At 31.7% G+C, this 20,079-nt stretch carries 13 protein-coding genes; 12 read left to right on the top strand and 1 reads right to left on the bottom strand.

All coding sequences use genetic code 11. The features are described 5' to 3' along the window. Window positions 1-90: 90 nt before the first annotated feature. The gene (locus K7H06_RS16000; RefSeq protein ID WP_223037032.1) at window positions 91-1,566 is read left to right on the top strand and encodes a protein adenylyltransferase SelO; all 1,476 of its coding nucleotides are present in this window, start codon (window positions 91-93) and stop codon (window positions 1,564-1,566) included. 73 nt (window positions 1,567-1,639) lie between these two features. Here the strand turns inward: K7H06_RS16000 and K7H06_RS15995 are convergent, their stop codons facing one another. After that, window positions 1,640-2,206, bottom strand: coding sequence for a cupin domain-containing protein (locus K7H06_RS15995; protein WP_223037031.1), 567 nt, complete (start codon window positions 2,204-2,206; stop codon window positions 1,640-1,642). A 536-nt stretch (window positions 2,207-2,742) separates the two neighbouring features. Here K7H06_RS15995 and K7H06_RS15990 point away from each other — a divergent pair. The 11 genes from K7H06_RS15990 (at window position 2,743) to mglA (ending at window position 20,077) form a co-directional block, all read left to right on the top strand. Continuing rightward, window positions 2,743-3,438 carry a response regulator transcription factor gene (locus tag K7H06_RS15990; protein WP_223037030.1) on the top strand — a complete coding sequence of 232 codons (696 nt, stop codon included), beginning with the start codon at window positions 2,743-2,745 and terminating at the stop codon, window positions 3,436-3,438. Then, the gene (locus tag K7H06_RS15985) at window positions 3,428-4,879 is read left to right on the top strand and encodes a sensor histidine kinase (protein WP_223037029.1); all 1,452 of its coding nucleotides are present in this window, start codon (window positions 3,428-3,430) and stop codon (window positions 4,877-4,879) included. Before K7H06_RS15990 ends, K7H06_RS15985 begins: the two co-directional genes overlap by 11 nt. 87 nt (window positions 4,880-4,966) lie before the next feature. After that, the gene (locus tag K7H06_RS15980) at window positions 4,967-6,130 is read left to right on the top strand and encodes a TolB family protein (protein WP_223037028.1); all 1,164 of its coding nucleotides are present in this window, start codon (window positions 4,967-4,969) and stop codon (window positions 6,128-6,130) included. A gap of 15 nt (window positions 6,131-6,145) precedes the next feature. Then, window positions 6,146-7,405: a hypothetical protein gene (locus tag K7H06_RS15975; protein WP_223037027.1), complete on the top strand. Its 1,260-nt coding sequence runs from the start codon at window positions 6,146-6,148 to the stop codon at window positions 7,403-7,405. Window positions 7,406-7,984: 579 nt separating this feature from the next. After that, window positions 7,985-10,561, top strand: a complete 2,577-nt coding sequence (locus K7H06_RS15970; protein ID WP_223037026.1) for a PEP/pyruvate-binding domain-containing protein — start codon at window positions 7,985-7,987, stop codon at window positions 10,559-10,561. Between the two features lie 345 nt (window positions 10,562-10,906). Next, window positions 10,907-11,983, top strand: coding sequence for a Fe(3+) ABC transporter substrate-binding protein (locus tag K7H06_RS15965; RefSeq protein WP_223037025.1), 1,077 nt, complete (start codon window positions 10,907-10,909; stop codon window positions 11,981-11,983). A 145-nt stretch (window positions 11,984-12,128) separates the two neighbouring features. Next, on the top strand, window positions 12,129-13,685 hold the full coding sequence (locus K7H06_RS15960) for an ABC transporter permease (protein ID WP_223040053.1): 1,557 nt from the start codon (window positions 12,129-12,131) through the stop codon (window positions 13,683-13,685). Beyond that, entirely contained in the window at window positions 13,685-14,365 is a 681-nt protein-coding gene (locus K7H06_RS15955) for an ABC transporter ATP-binding protein (RefSeq protein ID WP_223037024.1), read from the top strand. Before K7H06_RS15960 ends, K7H06_RS15955 begins: the two co-directional genes overlap by 1 nt. A 485-nt stretch (window positions 14,366-14,850) precedes the next feature. Beyond that, on the top strand, window positions 14,851-16,959 hold the full coding sequence (locus K7H06_RS15950; protein WP_223037023.1) for a methyl-accepting chemotaxis protein: 2,109 nt from the start codon (window positions 14,851-14,853) through the stop codon (window positions 16,957-16,959). Between the two features lie 420 nt (window positions 16,960-17,379). After that, entirely contained in the window at window positions 17,380-18,450 is a 1,071-nt protein-coding gene (mglB, locus tag K7H06_RS15945; RefSeq protein ID WP_223037022.1) for a galactose/glucose ABC transporter substrate-binding protein MglB, read from the top strand. Between the two features lie 115 nt (window positions 18,451-18,565). Continuing rightward, complete coding sequence (gene mglA / locus K7H06_RS15940; protein ID WP_223037021.1) at window positions 18,566-20,077, top strand: galactose/methyl galactoside ABC transporter ATP-binding protein MglA; 1,512 nt, start codon at window positions 18,566-18,568, stop codon at window positions 20,075-20,077. The last annotated feature ends 2 nt before the right edge of the window (window positions 20,078-20,079 follow it).

Raw genomic sequence — 20,079 nt, 5'->3', positions numbered from 1 at the left:
ATAGCTAAGAATGTTATATAATACCCATGTTTTTTGCTTTGTGTAAAAGAAAAAGCCAGAATACAAAAAGATTAAAGAAAAGGAGATACGATGACAGAGAGAAAAGTAGTAATAGAAACAGGATGGAATTTAGATAACAGTTATGCTCGCCTGCCGAAAACATTTTTTACTAGACTTAACCCAACTCTTGTACGTTCACCGAAGTTAATCATTCTCAATCATACGTTGGCAACATCCCTAGGGTTGAACGTCCAGGCACTGCAAAGCAATGATGGCGTAGTAGTGTTTGTTGGCAATGGGCTTCCTGAAGGTGCTTTGCCGCTTGCTCAAGCTTATGCAGGGCATCAATTTGGGCATTTTACCATGTTAGGAGACGGTCGAGCTCTACTGCTTGGAGAACAGATCACGCCTTTTGGTGAACGGTTTGATATTCAGCTCAAGGGTTCAGGGAAAACACCATACTCTCGGGGGGGAGATGGGCGAGCGACACTTGGTCCCATGCTACGTGAGTATATCATCAGTGAAGCAATGCATGGGCTTGGTATTCCTACTACCCGTAGCTTAGCGGTGGTGACAACTGGCGAGTCAGTAATCCGCGAAACTGATCTGCCTGGTGCAATTCTGACTCGCGTGGCTGCTAGTCATCTGCGTGTGGGAACCTTTCAATACGTTTCAAAGTGGGGGACTGTCGAGGATTTACGAACCCTAGCTGATTATACATTGCAAAGACATTTTCCAGACGTTGACGATGTTGAGAATCGTTATCTTTTCTTACTTCAACAAGTGATCAAGCGTCAAGCTGTGCTGATTGCCAAATGGCAACTGGTTGGCTTTATTCACGGGGTGATGAACACCGACAACATGACCATTAGTGGAGAAACTATTGATTATGGTCCTTGCGCCTTCATGGATACTTATGACCCTGCAACGGTATTTAGTTCCATTGACATTCATGGCCGTTATGCCTATGGCAATCAGCCGAATATTGCCGCGTGGAATCTTGCCAGGTTTGCTGAAACTCTATTGCCGCTGCTGCATGTTAACCAGGAACAGGCTGTTAAACTAGCTCAGGATGCGATTTCAGATTTTACTGAGTTGTATCATTGTAATTGGATCACGGGAATGAGAGCAAAACTGGGAATTTTTAACGAAGAGGTACAGGATGAATCTCTTATTGAAGGTCTCCTCAGTATGATGCAGAAGTATCGTGCGGATTATACCAATACCTTTCTAGCATTAACTTTTGATAAGTCAGAGGATACGGCTCTGTTTGGCACAACGGAATTTGCTCAGTGGTACGAGCTGTGGCAGGCGAGATTAGACAGGCAGCATGAACCAAAAGATTCCTCGCAACAACTGATGCGAAACTCCAATCCCGCGCTAATCCCTCGAAATCACCGGGTAGAAGAAGCACTAGAAGCTGCAGTGAAACAAGGAGACTATAGCGTGATGAAGCGGTTTCTTGATGTTCTTTCAAGTCCCTATGCCCATTCTCCCGAACAGGTTGATTACTCCACATTGCCTCCGCCATCAACCTGTCCTTACAGAACTTTTTGCGGTACTTAATATAGAAACATTAAATCAGCTAACGGATGTCAAGCAAAAATTAAAAATAATTGCTATATAAAAAAGGGCATAGTTAATAGCCCTTTTTGTATTTCTTGTTATCTTCATCAGCTTCTGCATCTGCTTTAGTTTTATGAACTGTACCACGCGGATGCTCAGGTGGCGCATAGATAGCGTACAATTTAAGTGGTTTATCACCTGTATTGATGATATTGTGCCATTTACCAGCAGGGATCATGATTGCATAGTCATCATAGACTTTTTCTTGAAAATCTAATTGATCTTTACTATCCCCCATTTTAACAAGTCCTTGACCTTCTTCAATACGTATGAATTGATCACCTGTGGGATGAACTTCTAAACCTATATCCTCTCCAACTGGGATGCTCATCAAGGTAACTTGCAAATTTTCTCCTGTCCATAAGGCGGTACGAAAAGTAGGGTTTTGTGTAGTAGCCTCCTCAATATTAATTACAAAGGGTTCTGGTCCATAATCCTTCAATGTAGTATACTGTTTTGAAAAGTTTGAGCTATACATTGGTATATTAACGTAGTAAGGATAGGGATACGTTTTATACATATTATACATTGGTGTGTTAATGTAATAAGGACATGGATATAGATTATAAACATTATACATAGGGTTCATTCCTTTCATAGTCTTATAAAATTAGCATATGCACTATGTTTAGAAAATGTGATTCGATTCACAGGAATGCTATGTTCCAGAGTTCATAATACCTTATAACATAGCATGTCTTAAAACATTAAATGTAGAGAAAAAATTTAGTGAAATCGTTGATTTTATAATGAAAGACTTAAATAAATTTGTTGAAAATAAAGGTGTTAAAAATCCCGTGCCTATAAATAAAATAAATATAGATAACAATATTTTAGCACCTCATGAGTAACTAACAATTACTACATAATATGCAAGAAAAATTATTTTAGAAAGGATAAAATATAGAAATTTAGGATTTGGTGAGATGAAGCGTATTATAAATAACTGTATTTTTTTCTAAAATAAAGTGAGAATAGTATATTTAAGGATATACTAGATGAATAAATAATATAAAAAGAAATGAAAATAAGAGAACCACCAGAAGTCTATAAATAATTTCTAATTTCTTATTAGATATATTATACTGTGATATAGATAGAGAGGTGGATGAATAAATGAAAGAAAAAATACTAGTAGTAGATGATGAAAAAAGTATTGCGGATTTAATTGCATATGCTTTTACAAGAGAAGGCTATAGTGTTGAGACTGCTTATAATGGAGAAGAAGCATTAAATACAATAAAAAACTTTAATCCACATATAGTGATTATAGATGTGATGATGCCTAAAATGAATGGATTTGAAGTATGTAGGAAATTAGATAATAGAGAAAATTTAGGGATTGTCATGCTTACTGCAAAAAATGATATTGTAGATAAAGTATTAGGGCTAGAGTTAGGAGCGGATGATTATATAACAAAGCCCTTTGATATAAGGGAAGTAATAGCAAGGGTTAAATCATTACTTAGAAGGTTAAATAAAAATACAAATGAATCTGAAGATACACATATACAAATTAAAGATTTAAAGGTCATGTTAAAACAAAGAAAAGTTCTTATAAAAGAAAAAGAATTGGAATTTACGCCTAAAGAATTTGATTTGTTAGTTCTTTTATTATCAAATTTAGATCGAGTATATACAAGAGATGAGCTTTTAGATTTAATTTGGGGAATGGAGTATATTGGGGGAACTCGTACAGTGGATATTCATATTCAAAGACTCAGAAAAAAATTAGATAAGCCTTATGAAAATATCATACAGACAGTATATAGAGTAGGATATAAAGCGATAGGTGAAATCTATGAAGGTTAGTATAAAGATAAAATCCAGTGTATTTTTAGCAATTCTTTTACTTTTAACAGTAAGTATACTCAGTACACTAGTACTAAATGGAATACAAAACAATCAAAAGAAGGACTATGAAATGTATTTAGCACGACAAGTAAAAATTGCAAACACCTATATTAGGCAGATGTATCTTACAAAATCAATAGAAGATCAAGAACAATTTTTACAAAAAAGTGCACAAGAACTTGTATTGCAGTTAAATTCAATAAATGGAATGCATATTGCCATTTATGATATGAATGGAAAAGAATTAGTTAATTCTATGCCGTATAATAATAGAACAGATACAAAAGAGTTACTTTCTCATGCATTGAAAGATCAAATAGCATATGAAATTGTAGGAGAGCATGTAGTATATATGGCTCCACTTTATAATGAGAGACAAATAGGAGTTATCAAATTTCATTACTCTCTTAAAAAAAATATTGATTTTTATAATGCTATAAAGGTTCTTTTTATGAAGATCGGAGTAGTTGTATTTGTATTTAGTTTTATTAGTGCATATTTTTATTTTAATACATTTACTAAAAGTATTTTTAAACTAAAAAAAGATACACGAGACATTAAAATGGGATTATATAATCGTATTATTCCCCTTACAAGAACGGATGAAATTGGGGAATTGAGTGAAGACATTTATTATATGAGTAGTCGAATTGAAAAAAATATAAAAGAGATGGAAGAAGAACAGGAAAAACTCAAACTAGCAGTACAGAAATTAAAAGCATTAGAAAAGCAGCAGAAAATTTTTATTGGGAATATAACCCATGAATTCAAAACACCTCTTACAGTTATAAGAACCTATATAGATTTATTAGATATGTATTCAGACGATCCGAATTTGTTAAGAGATGCAAAGGTAAATATAGCAAAAGAAACACAAAGACTATATGAGATGGTGGAGAAGATTTTATATTTGTCTTCATTACAAAAATATGATTTTGAATTTCAATGTGAAAAAATAGATGTAAAAGAAATATTAGAAGAAATTTGTAGCCGTATGGAAGGAAAAGCTCAAAAGTTTAATATTCTCATAATAAAAAGCTTGCAATCTGGCTTTATTCTAGGAGATAAGGAAAATCTAATGCATATTTTTATAAATTTGATAGACAATGCTATAAAATATAATAAGGTTCAAGGAAAAATATTTATTAACAGCTATATGCGGGATAAAAAAGTATTTATAGAAGTAGCAGATACAGGAATAGGAATTCCAAAAGAAGCAAGGAAGAAAATATTTGAACCTTTTTATACCGTTAATAAAGATCAATCTCAAAATCATGAGGGGACAGGATTAGGCCTTTCTCTTGTAAAAGAATTAATAGAAAAACAAAAAGGAATCATTTCTGTATTAGATACAAACGAAAAAGGAACTACATTTTTGATTTCTTTTCCAGCTTTATAAAAGTTTACAGTTTTGAAACAATTAGATATACTTTTGAAAAATCAATTAGGTATAGTATCCTTATAGAAAATAAGGAGGAATTGAAAAATGATCAAAAGAAAATTATTAGCAGGTATTTTGGTGCTTAGTGCTTTAGTAGGAACAGTGGGATGTACACAATACAAAGCAGAGGGACAAGAAAATAATGAAAATATAACTATCATAAAGGACACAAAAGATATCTTAGCAACTGAAGTTGTTGCATCTAAAATTGATATTTATGAAGGAATAATAGGAAATGATTGGATAGATGAAAATAAAATAGTAATCACAAAGGAAAATAGTGAATTAGAACCAGTAAAAATTGATAATGCGAAACTGAAGGCTGATTTTGAAGTGAAAAATCTTTATGTATATAATCTAAATGATAAAGCAGAAAAAAGCATTGGTGATCAATCAAAATTCCAAGATGGGGCAATTTTTGCACCTAATAATAAGTATCTATTTTATAGAAATGAATTTGAAGAAAAGGCAACAGGATATATTTCAGACGCACAAGGAAATACGATAGCTAAAATTACAGATAATGTTATAGATGAGTATGATTTGAGTGAAGCTCAATGGATAAATAATGAAGAATTAATTATTCCTTGCCACAGTATCAGAGGGTTTGCTACTATAAACGTTGATGGAAGGATAAAAAAAATAAAAGATGTAGAAAGTGGAACAATGGGGACACAAGATCCGTTAGATGGACTTAGTATTACAAACCCAATAAAAGTTTTAGATAAAATATATTATGTAACAATACATCGAGGAGCACATGATGATAACAAGCTAAAAGTTTATGATATGAATAAAAAAGAAAAGAAAGTATTAGTGAAAGACCATGTTCAAGAGGTTACGCTATCTCCTAGTAAAGAACAACTACTTATGATTACATCAAACCTTGATAAAGATGTAAATGAATTGATTACAATAGATTTAGAAGGAAAACAAAGAGATATTTTAGTGGAAGGATATATATTTGGTGCAAAGTGGTCTGTTGATGGAACAAAGGTAGTTTATATATCAAATGAAGAGGGACATGAAGGGGTTTATGTAGTAGATGTAAAAACAAAGAAAAAATCATTGATTGCTACAGGGGAATATTACACACCTATTAAATGGAGTCCATCTGGTCAAAAAATAATGATGCATAGTAAAAAGCCTAAAAATAATGGAAGACCATTTGATGAAATGGATGTTACCAATGTAGTTACATTAAAGTAATGAAAGGGATATAAAATGAAAGGGGAAAAAATAATAGTAGGCATTTTAGTAGCAGGTGTTTTATTAGTAGCAGGATACAATATATATAATCTTGTAGAAAATAATACTGCATCAAATAAAATCAAACAAAAGGTAGTACATGAAGAAAAAAGAGAAGAAGCAGAAAATGAGTATCTAAAAATTAAAGCAATAGAAGCTATTGAAAAGCATTACAAAGTAAAAATAGATGGAGACAAATTAGAATTTAATATTGAGCATAATACAGTAGAAAAGCAATTAGAAAGAATAGAAAGTATGATAGTCGAATTATCAACAAGAACAGGAGAAAGAGGAGCAACCATAGATTATTTAGAAGAAGAAAAAAAGAGAATTAAATTTGGAACCATTGATTTTTTTGGGGACGTATATGGGGGTAAAAAGTTAGAAACATATGCTGTGTCTTTTGATGATGAAACAAAAGAAATTTTACAAGTTACATGTATAAAAAGAGATGTATTAAAAAAATTAAAACCAATAGATTTTATTAGTTTTGAACAATCAAAGAAAATAGCAGAAGCATTTATAGCTAGAAATAATCTTGAAGATGTAGAGCAATTAAAGTTTATTGGACTTATAGAGGATGTAACTTATTTTGAACAGGATGAACATATATTTGATACTTTTATGCTTTTTTATGAAAATATGAATGATGTCAGTAAAAAAATAAATATAAAGATTGATAGGGTTTCAGGGAAAGTAAATTATTTCTCTGTAGGGAAAAAGGCAGTATCAGAGTATGAGAAGAATGCTTATCATATAGTTGAAGCAAAAGAAGTAGAAAGCAAGAAGATTACAAGAGAAGAAGCTGTAAAAATTACTGAAAATGTATTTGAAAAGTATTTTAATGTAAAAGTAGATACGAAGGATGTAGCAGAGGATTTACAATATAATTATAGTTTTGCTATTTGGTTTGCACGGTGGGATGGCGAAAAATATTCTATAGTCTTAACAAAGGAAGGGAAAATTGAAGGTGTAGGTTATGGTGAAGAAATAAAACAAGCTTCTTTAACAAAAGAGGAAGGTAAAAAAATTGCAGCAGTATTTATTAAAAAACATAAATTTGCAGATGAAGAAGACATCAAGTGCATAGAAAGTAATAGTTTAGGAGAATACAAATTTATATATGGAAAAGATGAAAAAACAGGCAGAAATAAAATCATAGCTATTTCTTTGAATGGGAATCATGTAAATGGTTTTGATATGAAACTTAAATCTGTTAAAGAGACAGAGGAATAAAGAGATATATAGGAAATGTAAGCCAAGTAGCGAAAGGGCTAACCGTACCAAGACTAATCTTTGAGCTGTTCAACTTCCCATTATAAGAAGCATATATTATAATGGGAAGTTATTTTGAAGATGGATCTGATATGAATATAAGCATTAATGAAATAAAAAAGATTATATAGATGCAGGCATTTAAGCTTAGGCACAAGATGAAAGGTATAAGAAGAAAAGTAAAAAAGAATTTTTTAAGACACTCAATAAAAAGGGTGTCTTTTTATACAAATGTTGATTATATTCCTATATATAATTGATGTTAGAGAATGTGCAGCAACCATTGGATTATTCTTATTTTTATTGAAAAGTATATTTTGGTCGGATTTGGAAAATATATAGGTTTAAGTAAACTATTGTTTATAGGTATTGCTTTAATGGATGTGATGATGACCTATTATGTTCATTAACATTCTAGTGAAGACATTTATACAGAAGGTAATAGCTAATGAATATATGTACAGCGTGTTCTCAATAGGATTCAGCGTATCCTTTAGTAGAGAATGAAATTTAAATAAAAGATAAAAAGGAGGGAAAGAAATGAATAAGAAGATATATCCTTTTACGACAAAAGATAGTCCACTATTATCTGAAGTTGGAGGTAAAGCGAAAGCACTTATAGAAACGACAAAGGCAGGTTTTCTAGTTCCATCAGGTTTTGTCTTATCTGTTGATTTTTTTAATCCGTGGCTTCAAGAAATAAAAGATTCAAGTGAATGGTTAGAAGTACTTTTAAAGGTGACAAGAGAACAGTGTGAAGCAGTAAAATTAAAAGCAGCACAGCTTATGTTTAATGAAAAACAAAAGGTAGCTATGGAAGAAGCGTTAAGAGAATTTGAGGTAGGTACAGTTTTTGCTGTGCGTTCGTCTTCTCCGGAAGAGGATTTAGAAGGCACTAGTTTTGCTGGAATGTATGAGACGTTACTTGGCATAACAACACAGGGGCTTGAGCAGGCTATAGCTTCTGCATTTTCTTCCTGTTTCGATGTTAGAGTTATGGAATATAAAAAGCAATATAACATAGACCTTGAAAACACATGTATAGCCGTTATCGTGCAAAAACAAATTGCTTCGGATGTAAGTGGTGTAGGGTTTTCACTGAATCCTAATAACAATTGTTATGATGAAGTGATGGTCAATGCTTCTTTTGGACTTGGGGAAAGTATCGTTTCAGGAGTAGTAACACCTGATACGTATATTATAGATAGTATAAAAAATAAAATTATTAAAAAGAAAATAGGAGATAAACAAACTGCACTGTGGCTTAAAGATGATGGAGGTACGATTCAAAAAGATAATAATAATTCAGATGAGCAGGCGCTTACGGATCAGCAGATCTTAGAGCTAACAGAACTTATTAAAAAATGTGAAAAGTATTATAAAAAGCCTATGGATACAGAATGGGCTTTTGAAAAAGATATATTATATCTATTACAATCAAGACCTATTACAACGTATATTCCCTTATTTCCTGAGCTTGTAACTAAACCTGGAGAAAAGAAAAATATTTATATTGATGTAATGGGACTTACACAAGGATTTACTGAAAGTATGTCTGTTCTTGGTATTGAACTATGGGCAAGAATGCTAGATGACTTAAAAGGGGGTATTATGCCAACCTCACTAGATGGAGCTATGCCAGCTCTCCATGGCAGACAATATATGAATGTTTCTAATATAATGGCAGGCTGGGGTTCTTTCGCAACAAAAAAATTTTTAAAAAGTTATGATGAAAATGTAAAAAAAATATTTGAGGATATAGATTTAGGCAAAGAATATAAACCTGCTCAAATGCCAGAAGTAATGAAAAAAACAAAATTAAATATGTTAAAAATGATTTTTCCAATGATACCATCTACAATAAAAGCCAAGTTTTCCGATTATAAAGAAGTTGTTGAGGAATATAATATGACAGCAAGTAGGATTATAGAACATCTTAAAATATTAAACTCAAATAAAAATTTTAGTGAAATCGTTGATTTTACAATGAAAGACCTTGAAACTATTATGAATACCATGGGAATAATGATAGCAGGAATGTCAGCATTTTCTTCTATTAAGAAAATGTTTAAAGGGAAGGATGTAGAGACACTTGTAACGGCCTTAGGGATGGATTTAGAGGGAAACCCAACGAGTCAAATGGGGCATTTATTATTTAAACTTGCCTCTTATGATGAATTTCAGGCAACTAAATCCGTAGAGGCGTTTATGAAAAAAATTAAAGAAAAGTCATATTCAAAGGAGTTTATGAATGATTACGTTGAGTATTTAGACAAATTTGGAGCAAGGGGCTTTATGGAGATAGATGTTGCTTCTAAAAGGGTATACGAAGACCCTACATTGCTATATGAGAAGCTTACAAATATCAATATTAAAGATAGTCAAATTTTAAATGTAAAAACAAAAAGAGAAGAGGCATATAAAAAATTACTTGCTGTAGCAAAGATAGGTGGTTTCGATAAAAAGTTTGAAAAACAAGCAAAAATTTATCAAGCAACTTTTGGTTACAGAGAACACCCTAAATATATGATTGTAATGATCTATGCAAAACTTCATGATATTGCTCTTGAAATTGGAAAAAAATTTGTACAAGAGGGTAGACTTAAAGATAAATGGCATATATTTGATCTTCATGTTAATGAAATTGTTTGTGCTCAAAAGGGTGAAGACATTGATCTTAAGAGGATAAGAGATGAAAACTTGGAACCTTATAAAAAAGTTGCACATATTAAGGATTGGCCCCTTGTAATTGATAGTAGAGGAAAGATATTTAAGCCAAAAATTAATGCTGAAGATGGCGATTTAGTGGGTGCGCCAATAGCTCCTGGTGTTGCGAGGGGCAAGGCCAAGGTGCTGAGAACTCCCTATGAGAAACCATTAAATTCAGGTGAGATATTAGTAACCAAAGCCACAGAACCATCATGGACACCGATTTTCATCAATGCAGCAGGTGTTATTATGGAAGTAGGAGGACCTCTTCAGCATGGTGGTATAATAGCCAGAGAGTATGGTATTCCTTGTGTGAGTGGAATGCTTGGCATTATGGATATTGTCAAAGATGGTGACATACTTGAAGTTGATGGATCAAATGGGATTGTTAGAATAATTAAAGAATAATATTTTTACAAAATGCTGATGAAAAAAGTTGAAAAAAAGATTAAATAAGTTATAGGAAATAGTTTTTATAGGATTGTATGCAGTGAGGTAGATCATGAATAAATAATAAATGATCAGGATTAATCCTGGTCATTTATTATTTATTCAAGGTTAGTTTTTTTGACTATTGATATATATTACATTAATTTTATACATTTCCTATTAAGGTATAAATTACATATATAAAATATATGCATTTATATTGACGTGAGAATAACTATCAATTACAATGATGATATCGATAATTGTTATCAAATTAACAATAATACAAAATGAAAAAAATTATCAACGAGGAGGGAACAAATAATGAAAAAAAGATCTATTTTAATTTCTTTAAGTCTTGTACTAATTTTTTCACTACTAACTCTTGCAGGGTGTTCAAGTACCCAGGAGACAAGTGGAGCTACTGAAAAAACAGAGGAAAGTAAAGAACAAGCTGTAAATCTTTATACAAATCGACACTATGATACAGATGAACAATTATTACAATTATTTACTGAAGAAACAGGGATAAAAGTCAATGTAGTAAAAGGCGACTCAGATGAATTAATTGAAAGACTTGCAAGAGAAGGAAAGGATACAGAAGCAGATTTATTAATTACAGCAGATGCAGGAAGGCTACATAGAGCAAAGGAAAAAGACTTATTGCAATCTGTAGCAAGTGAAGAGCTATTGGAAAATATTCCTGAAAATTTAAGAGATGAAGACAATCAATGGTTTTGTTTGACGGTAAGAGGAAGAGTTGTGGTATATGCTAAGGATCGAGTAAATCCTTCAGATTTATCAACGTATGAGGATCTAACAAATTCTAAATGGCAAGGGAAAATACTTGTAAGATCATCATCGAATCTATACAATCAATCCCTTCTTGCATCTTTTATAGAGATCAACGGGGAAGAAAAGGCTAAAGAATGGGCAAAAGGGTTAGTTGGAAATATGGCTAGAGAGCCAAAAGGAAATGATAGAGCACAAGCTACAGCTGTTGTGGCAGGCGAAGGGGACTTAGCAATCATGAACACTTATTATGTAGGAAAAATGCTAAATTCTTCTAATCCTGAAGAGGTGAAAGTAGCTGAAAATGTAGGGGTATTTTTCCCAAATCAAGACACTACAGGAACACATATCAATGTGAGTGGGATAGGACTTACGAAACATGCTAAAAATAAAGAAAATGCTATAAAGCTGATAGAGTTCTTATCTAGTGAAAAAGCTCAAAAACAATTCGCCCAGGCAAACTATGAATATCCTGTAAACCCTAAAAATGAACCATCAGAACTTTTAAAGTCATGGGGAGAATTTAAGACTCAAAATATAAACCTATCTAAACTAGGAGAAAATAATAAAAAGGCAGTAGAAATTTTTAACGAAGTTGGATGGAAGTAAATGAAAGCAGTCCTTTTGGGCTGCTTTAAAACTATTGAAATGTAAAGGAAGTGCAAAATTGATTAAAACAAGGAACTTAAAATCCAATTTTAATATATGGGCGATCCTAAGTTTCATATTTGTAGGATTAGTAATATTACCTAATATGAATATATTTATCAATTTTTTTAATGAACCAAATGAAAACTGGTTTCATATTAAGAAATATCTTTTAAAAGACTATGTTGTAAACTCTACTATATTGATTGTTTTTACGGGACTGTTTACCACTATGCTTGGGACAAGTCTTGCATGGATTGTCTCTATATATGATTTTCCTATGAAAAGATTCTTTAAATGGGGGTTAGTTTTATCCCTTGCAATACCAGCATATATAGGAGCGTACACTTATAATGGATTGTTAAATTATACAGGTGTTATACAAACATTTCTTAGAAATTATTTGGACATATATGTAAATCAAAAATATTTTAATGTCATGTCCATGAAGGGTGCCATCTTTGTCTTTACTATGTTTTTGTTTCCGTATGTATATATTATTACCAGATCCTTTTTAGAAAAGCAATCTTCATCCTTAATTGAAAGTGGGAGAGTTTTAGGAAGAAACTCTTTAGGAATTTTTATACATGTAGTAGTGCCTATATCAAGAGCAGCTATTATTGGTGGTGTTAGTTTAGTTATATTAGAAGTATTAAATGATTATGGTGTTGTGAAATACTTTGGTATTCCAACCTTTAGTACGGCTATTTTTAAGACATGGTTTGCTATGGGAGATATAGATTCAGCAGTGAAGTTATCTTCTATTTTAATGTTTCTGGTTTTTGGTATTTTAATATTAGAGAAATTTTTAAGAGGAAGAAAGAAATTTAGTTATACTACTGCAAAAGTAAGACCTTTAACATGTATTCAATTAAAAGGAATCAAAGGAATCTTGGCATGTAGCTATTGCTTTTTAGTGTTTAGTCTTAGTTTTCTTATTCCTACCCTACAGCTAACCCATTGGACAATCATGACCTATAAAAAGATTTTAGACATGAAGTTTTTAGGACTTATGATGAATTCTTTATGGATTGCCTTATTTTCTTCAGTGCTCATAGTGATCATAGGGATTGTAATTGCTAATTATTGTAGAGTACATGAAGGGATCATTTCCAAAGTTTATTCAAAAATGACAGTGGTGGGTTATTCTATTCCAGGGGCTGTTATTGCAATAGGTGTGATTGTGTTTTTTATAAACTTGGATCATAAGTTGTATTGGATTTACAAAATAATCAATCCGAATACGTCTAAATTACTTTTAAGTACAAGTATTATTATGCTTATTTTTGCGTATATCATAAGATTTTTAGCCATAGGATACAATTCTATAGAATCAGGATTTGAAAAGGTGGGTAAAAGATTTTTCGAAGCTTCTAGAACCCTTGGAATGAATATGACACAGACTTTCTTTAAAGTTGATTTTCAAATGATTAAGCCTGCAATTTTAAGTGCATTTGTGCTTGTTTTTGTAGATATATTAAAAGAATTACCCCTTACCCTTATATTAAGACCTTTTAATTTCAATACTTTAGCTACAAAATCTTTTGAATATGCCAATGACGAGATGATTCATGAAGCGGCTATATCTTCATTAATAATCATTATTATTAGTGTTGTTTCAATATATTTTTTTTATAAGGTAGGGGATAAGGAGGAAGTTTAATGTATGTTAAGATAAAAGGATTAAATTTTCAGTATAAAAATGCAAAGGAAGATGCAGTAAAGGATTTTTCTATGAATATAGAAAAAGGAGAAATTATAGGTATTTTGGGAGAAAGTGGAAGTGGAAAAAGTACTGTTCTAAGATTGATTTCAGGGCTGGAAGTACCTAAAGACGGATTTATTCAAATAAACCAAAGGACTATGGTAGATCAACACACTTTTATATTACCTGAAAATAGAGGAATAGGAATGGTTTTTCAAGATTATGCCCTTTTTCCTCATATGACAGTAGCCCAAAATATAGAATTTGGATTAAAAGGAATAGGCAGAAAGGGAAAAGGTCAAAGGGTAAAAGAAGTTTTAACATTAGTCAACATGGAAAAATTCCATAAGAGATATCCTTATGAATTAAGTGGAGGACAACAGCAACGAATTGCATTAGCAAGATCATTAGCACCTAATCCGTCCTTATTATTATTAGATGAACCCTTTAGCAATCTAGATAAAGATTTGCAGATAAAAATAAGAGAAGAATTGAAAAAAATCATAAAAAGTACCCAAATCACATCTATTTTTGTTACCCATGATAAAGATGATGCAAAAGCTATTGCAGATAGAGTAGTTATATTAAAGGAAGGAAAAATCATTCAAGTAGGAAATCCAAAAGAGCTTTTAAACTAAAAATCATAGGGAGATATATCTCTCTATGATTTTTTTGTATAAGGTACAAATATAATGAAAACATATATATAAGATTTGTGAAAGATTAAAGTCATAAATGTGTACATAGGAAATTAAAAAATCTGAATATAAAGGAAAAAAATGGGGTATCTATAAGATGATAAAAGAGAAAAATACGAAGGAAAATATCAAAAAATGTAGAAATAGATTATAGAAAGGATCATTAAATAAAAAAGCTTATCATTATTACTTATCTATAATAGATAAAGAGAGGTCTAATTAATATATGTGCAATGCATATGTTTGCGTCGAAAACATTCCTATATAAATATATCTAGGTTTTCATAAAGAAACATTCCTTATATTCTATAGTATGAAGATAATATTCCTAAAAAAATTTTATAAAATGAATCAATCAAGGGAGGGATAAACTAGTAGAAAAAATTTGAAAAAAGATTAAAAATTACATAGGAAAGGGTGATCAGATGAAAAAGATTAAACGCAAATCTAAAGGACATTCCAATAAAAAAAGCAAAAGCATAGCTAATAAATTGTTAATGGTGGTTATTACTTTAGTAGTTATTACTTTAGTAGTTATTACTTTAGTAGTTATTACATTTATGTTGACAGGATTTATTATTAATAATAAGGTGAGTACCATGGTTACAGATTTAGTAAGGAATGATATGGTTAGTCAATCCCAAAATATTAGTGCCAATATAGGAAATTTTTTTACAGAAAAAGCTGATATTGTAAAAATTATGGCCAATACAGATAGTATTACAAACTATATTAAAGGTACAGAGGGATTAGCAAGTAGAAGTGAAGTAAAGCAAACACCCAGCTATCCTTCTATATTAAGAACCTTGCAGAATATGAAAAAATCTGATAAAGATTTGGGACTTGTTTATGTAGCATTAGAAGATAATAATAATTTTATTAGTGAAGATCCAGCATGGGAAGTTCCTACAGAATGGGATATCATGCAAAGAGCATGGTATACAGATGCCGTAGCCAAAAAAGATATCCACTTTACTGTTCCATATATAGATAATGTTACAAACAAGCTTGTAATTAGTGCAGTTACTCCAATATTTGAAAATGGTAAATCTATTGGAGCTTCAGCCATTGATGTATCCATAGATAGATTATCTACTATGATGTCTCAGTATAAAATCGGAGAAGGTAGCTATGCCATACTTATAGATAACACAGGAACGGTTGTTTATCATCCAGATGAAAAGCTGATATTAGAATCAAATATGACACAAATAGATGGCGAACTAGGCGAGATTGGACAAGCTATGGTTCGTGGAGAATCTGGGGTAACAAAATATGTTCATGATGGAGAAAAAAAATATATTGCCTATATGCCTATAGAGATTAATGGATGGTCTGTTGCTATGACTATACCTGAGACTTATGTATTAGATAAAGTAAATGCCATTAGAAAAATTATTCTATTGCTTTATGGATTAAGTTGTGTAGGTCTTGCTATAAGTATACTTTTATTAACGAAAAAAATATTAAAGGATGTACCTGTTATTTTAGAAGGTTTAACTGCTGTATCAAATGGAGATTTATCAGTAAAGTTAAATATTCAATCAAATGATGAAATTGGAGAAATCTCTTCAAAGTTTAATATAATGGTTGAAAATATGAAAAAATTAGTGTCTAGTGCAAAAACTATTGCAGGGGAAGTGGCAAGTGCATCTAACTATTTGGAAAAATCTTCGAAAGAGACAAATATGTCTGTAGAAGAAGTGGCAAGAGCTGTTGATGAAATTGCAAGAGGAGCTAGTGAACAAGCTGCTGATGCTGAAAAAGGTGCAGAGCTTACAATCGGATTAGACCACAAATTTAATCAATTATCAGAGAATAGCAAAGATATGAGTAATGCAACAAAAGAGGTTATGGATGCTAATGTAAAAGGTGTACAACTAGTGAATGAATTAAAAGAAAAAACAGAAATAAACAATGATGCCACAAAAAGAGTGGAAGGGGCTATTCATGCACTTGCAATAAAGTCAAAAGATATTGGAAGCATATTAGAGACCATTACTTCAATTGCAGAACAGACAAATTTATTGGCGTTAAATGCATCCATTGAAGCAGCAAGAGCTGGAGAACATGGAAGAGGATTTGCAGTAGTTGCTGATGAAATAAGAAAATTAGCAGAAGGTTCAGCAAGAGCTGCCGATGAAATCAATAAAATTATAGTAGATATACAAAAGGAAAGTAGCAATACGGTAGATATTATGAAAGAAGTAAGTGAAAGATCGCTAGAACAGCATAATGCAGTAATGGAAGCAAATCATTCTTTTGAAGATATCTATAAGGCTATAGAAAATATCGCTCAAAAGATTGAGGATATAACGGAATTTGTAAATGATATTAGTAAGGATAAGGACAATATAGTCTATACCATTGGAAATATATCTTCCGTTTCAGAAGAAACGGCAGCTGCTACAGAAGAAGTAAGTGCATCTATGGAGCAACAATCAGCAGCTGTAGAAGAAGTGGCAAGTGCGGCTGAGAAATTGAATAAATTAGCTGAAAAATTAAATGTAGAAATGAATTATTTTAAAATGTAAAAAAAGATTAATGAAAAACAATAGGGCTTAGGCGCTATTGTTTTTTCATTTAAAATAGGCTATGAGCAATGCATACAATAATCCGTAAAGTAATAAGAGTGCGTTTAATAAAGAGAATGATTAAATATTTTGTGAATATTTATACAAAATGATTAGTTGTTGTAATGTATACTTATAAAATTTCTAACAAAAAAAGAAAAAGAAGGTGTGAGATTACATAAATTTGGAAGATGAGGAAAAATAAAAAGTTCTTTAATCTTATAGAGATTTTGTATAGAAGAATAAAAAACTGAATAAATATAAGTTTTGAAAAATCTAAAAAAACAGAATCGTTGACTTTTGTCAAAATATTTAATAAAATTAAACAAAGGAAAAGCTTTCCAAAAATACTATTTAAATCAAAATGTGGGAGGAAGAGGTATGAGAAAACTATTATCATTATTACTTGTGTTATCATTAGTGTTTGCATTGGTAGCATGTGGTGGGGGAGAACAAGCAAGTACTGAAAATGATTCACAGGAGCAAGCAAGTACTGAAAATGCTGAAGCAATGCCTAAGATTGGTGTAACAATCTACAAATTTGATGATAACTTTATGTCTTTTGTACGTCGTGCTATTGAGAAGGATGCAAAGGATAAAGCAGAATTAGTTTTAAATGATTCACAAAATGATCAAGCTAAACAAAATGAACAAGTTGAAATGATGATTTCTAAAGGGGTTAAATCTTTAGCTATTAACTTAGTTGATCCACAAGCAGCAGCGACTATTATTTCTAAAGCAAAAGAAGTAGATTTACCAGTTGTATTCTTCAATAAAGAGCCAAGTGAAGAAGATTTAGCAAGTTATGAAAAATGTTGGTATGTAGGTACTGATTCATCTGAATCAGGAGTGATCCAAGGTAAATTAATTGTAGATGCTTGGAAAGCACATCCAGAGTGGGATAAAAATAGTGATGGTAAATTACAATATGTATTGTTAAAGGGAGAGCCAGGACATCCAGATGCTGAAGCTCGTACAAAATATTCTGTAGAAACCATCGTTTCTGAAGGAATCCAAGTAGAAGAATTAGAGCTTCAAACAGGTATGTGGGATAGTGTAAAAGGGAAAGAATTAATGGATGCATGGATTGCTAAGCATGGAGACAATATTGAGTTTGTTATTTGTAACAATGATGCAATGGCATTAGGTGCAATCAACTCATTAAAAGCAGAAGGCTACTTTGAAGGTGAAAAATTCATGCCTGTAGTGGGTGTAGATGCTATTCCAGATGCACTTACACAAATCGAAGCAGGACTTATGGTAGGTAGTGTATTGAATGATGCAGCAAATCAAGGTAAAGCTACTGTAGATGTATCTTTAAATGCTGCCCAAGGAAAGGATATATTAGAAGGAACAGAGTGGAAGCTTGATGATAAAAAGGCTGTTCGTGTACCGTATCTACCAATAACATTAGATAATATTCAAATTGCAAAAGATTGTTATTCAGAATAATTGTCAAATCTAAGAATAAAGACAAAGCTCATATAAAGATGCATGGTGCATTGTAAATGCATATGCATCTTTTATATTCATAGAAGATAAGCGTGAAAGAAAAGGGGGCTTATGGATGAAGGATGACAATTATTTATTAGAAATGTTAGAAATTTCTAAGGAATTTCCAGGGGTTAAGGCATTAGATGGGGTAAGCTTAAAGGTTCGTACAGGAACTGTTCATGCATTGATGGGAGAAAATGGTGCTGGCAAATCAACTTTAATGAAATGTTTGTTTGGAATTTATCATAAGGATGAAGGAAAAATTCTCTTGGAAGGGAAAGGCGTAAATTTTGAGTCATCTAGGCAAGCGTTAGATCATGGTGTTTCTATGGTACACCAAGAACTAAATCAAGTGCAAAGTACAACGATTATGGATAATATTTGGTTAGGAAGATTTCCTAAAAAAGGACTATTCATTGATGAAGAGAAGATGTATCAGGATACATTGAAAATTTTCAAGGAACTAGATATTCCTTTAGATCCTCGTGAAAAGATTGAAAATTTACCTGTATCGCAAAGTCAAATGGTTGAAATTGCAAAAGCTGTTTCATATCATTCAAAAATTATTGTAATGGATGAACCAACATCATCATTAACAGAAAAAGAAGTAAATCATTTATTTAAGATTATAAGAGCATTAAAGGATAGAGGGGTAGGTATCATATACATATCTCATAAGATGGAAGAAATATCAAAGATATCGGATGAAGTAACCATTATGCGGGATGGAAAATGGATTGCAACAAGGGAATCTAAGGATATAACAACAGATGAAATTATTAATTTAATGGTGGGGAGGGATTTAACAAATCGATTTCCACCAAAGACAAATGAACCTGGAGATATTATATTAGAAGTAAAAAATTTAACAGCTACCTACCAACCGTCTATAAAGGATGTTTCCTTTGAGCTAAGAAAAGGTGAAATTTTAGGGATTGCAGGATTGGTAGGAGCAAAAAGAACGGAATTAGTGGAATCTATTTTTGGTGCAAGGCATATACAATCTGGAAGTATCTATTTAAATGGTGCGAAATTAGAAAATAAAAATCCATATATTGCAATAAAAAATGGATTTGCTCTTGTTACAGAAGAACGGCGTGCCACAGGAATTTTTTCGACTTTAGATGTTCGTTTTAATTCTATTATTGCGAATATAGATAAGTATTTAAAGAGCCTGTTATTATTTAATGTATTAGATGACAAACAGATGATGGAGGATACAAACTGGGTGATTGATAGTATGAGCGTAAAGACGCCTTCTCATAAAACACTCATTAGCTCATTATCTGGTGGAAATCAACAAAAGGTTATTGTTGGAAGATGGCTATTAACAGATCCTAAAATATTATTATTAGATGAACCAACTCGTGGAATTGATGTGGGTGCAAAATATGAAATCTATCAATTGATGATTGAGTTAGCTAATAAAGGAAAGGGCGTTATTATGGTATCGTCTGAGATGGCAGAATTATTAGGCGTTACGGATAGGATTTTAGTTATGAGTAATGGAAGATTAGCTGGTATTGTAAATACAAAAGAAACAACCCAAGAAGAAATATTAAAGTTATCAGCTAAATATCTATAGAT

Origin of the sequence: Crassaminicella profunda, from assembly GCF_019884785.1 — a bacterium.
GTDB lineage: Bacteria > Bacillota > Clostridia > Peptostreptococcales > Thermotaleaceae > Crassaminicella > Crassaminicella profunda.
The sequence above is the reverse complement of the archived record's forward strand: the minus strand, read 5'-3'. Positions and strand labels throughout refer to the sequence as shown.

Coding starts and splice junctions, on each gene's coding strand:
- mglA (WP_223037021.1), top strand. CDS start 18,566: ATGAAGGATGACAATTATTTATTAGAAATGTTAGAAATTTCTAAGGAA.
- K7H06_RS16000 (WP_223037032.1), top strand. CDS start 91: ATGACAGAGAGAAAAGTAGTAATAGAAACAGGATGGAATTTAGATAAC.
- K7H06_RS15955 (WP_223037024.1), top strand. CDS start 13,685: ATGTATGTTAAGATAAAAGGATTAAATTTTCAGTATAAAAATGCAAAG.
- K7H06_RS15970 (WP_223037026.1), top strand. CDS start 7,985: ATGAATAAGAAGATATATCCTTTTACGACAAAAGATAGTCCACTATTA.
- K7H06_RS15950 (WP_223037023.1), top strand. CDS start 14,851: ATGAAAAAGATTAAACGCAAATCTAAAGGACATTCCAATAAAAAAAGC.
- K7H06_RS15975 (WP_223037027.1), top strand. CDS start 6,146: ATGAAAGGGGAAAAAATAATAGTAGGCATTTTAGTAGCAGGTGTTTTA.
- K7H06_RS15965 (WP_223037025.1), top strand. CDS start 10,907: ATGAAAAAAAGATCTATTTTAATTTCTTTAAGTCTTGTACTAATTTTT.
- K7H06_RS15985 (WP_223037029.1), top strand. CDS start 3,428: ATGAAGGTTAGTATAAAGATAAAATCCAGTGTATTTTTAGCAATTCTT.
- K7H06_RS15995 (WP_223037031.1), bottom strand. CDS start 2,206: ATGTATAATGTTTATAATCTATATCCATGTCCTTATTACATTAACACA.
- mglB (WP_223037022.1), top strand. CDS start 17,380: ATGAGAAAACTATTATCATTATTACTTGTGTTATCATTAGTGTTTGCA.
- K7H06_RS15980 (WP_223037028.1), top strand. CDS start 4,967: ATGATCAAAAGAAAATTATTAGCAGGTATTTTGGTGCTTAGTGCTTTA.
- K7H06_RS15990 (WP_223037030.1), top strand. CDS start 2,743: ATGAAAGAAAAAATACTAGTAGTAGATGATGAAAAAAGTATTGCGGAT.
- K7H06_RS15960 (WP_223040053.1), top strand. CDS start 12,129: ATGAATATATTTATCAATTTTTTTAATGAACCAAATGAAAACTGGTTT.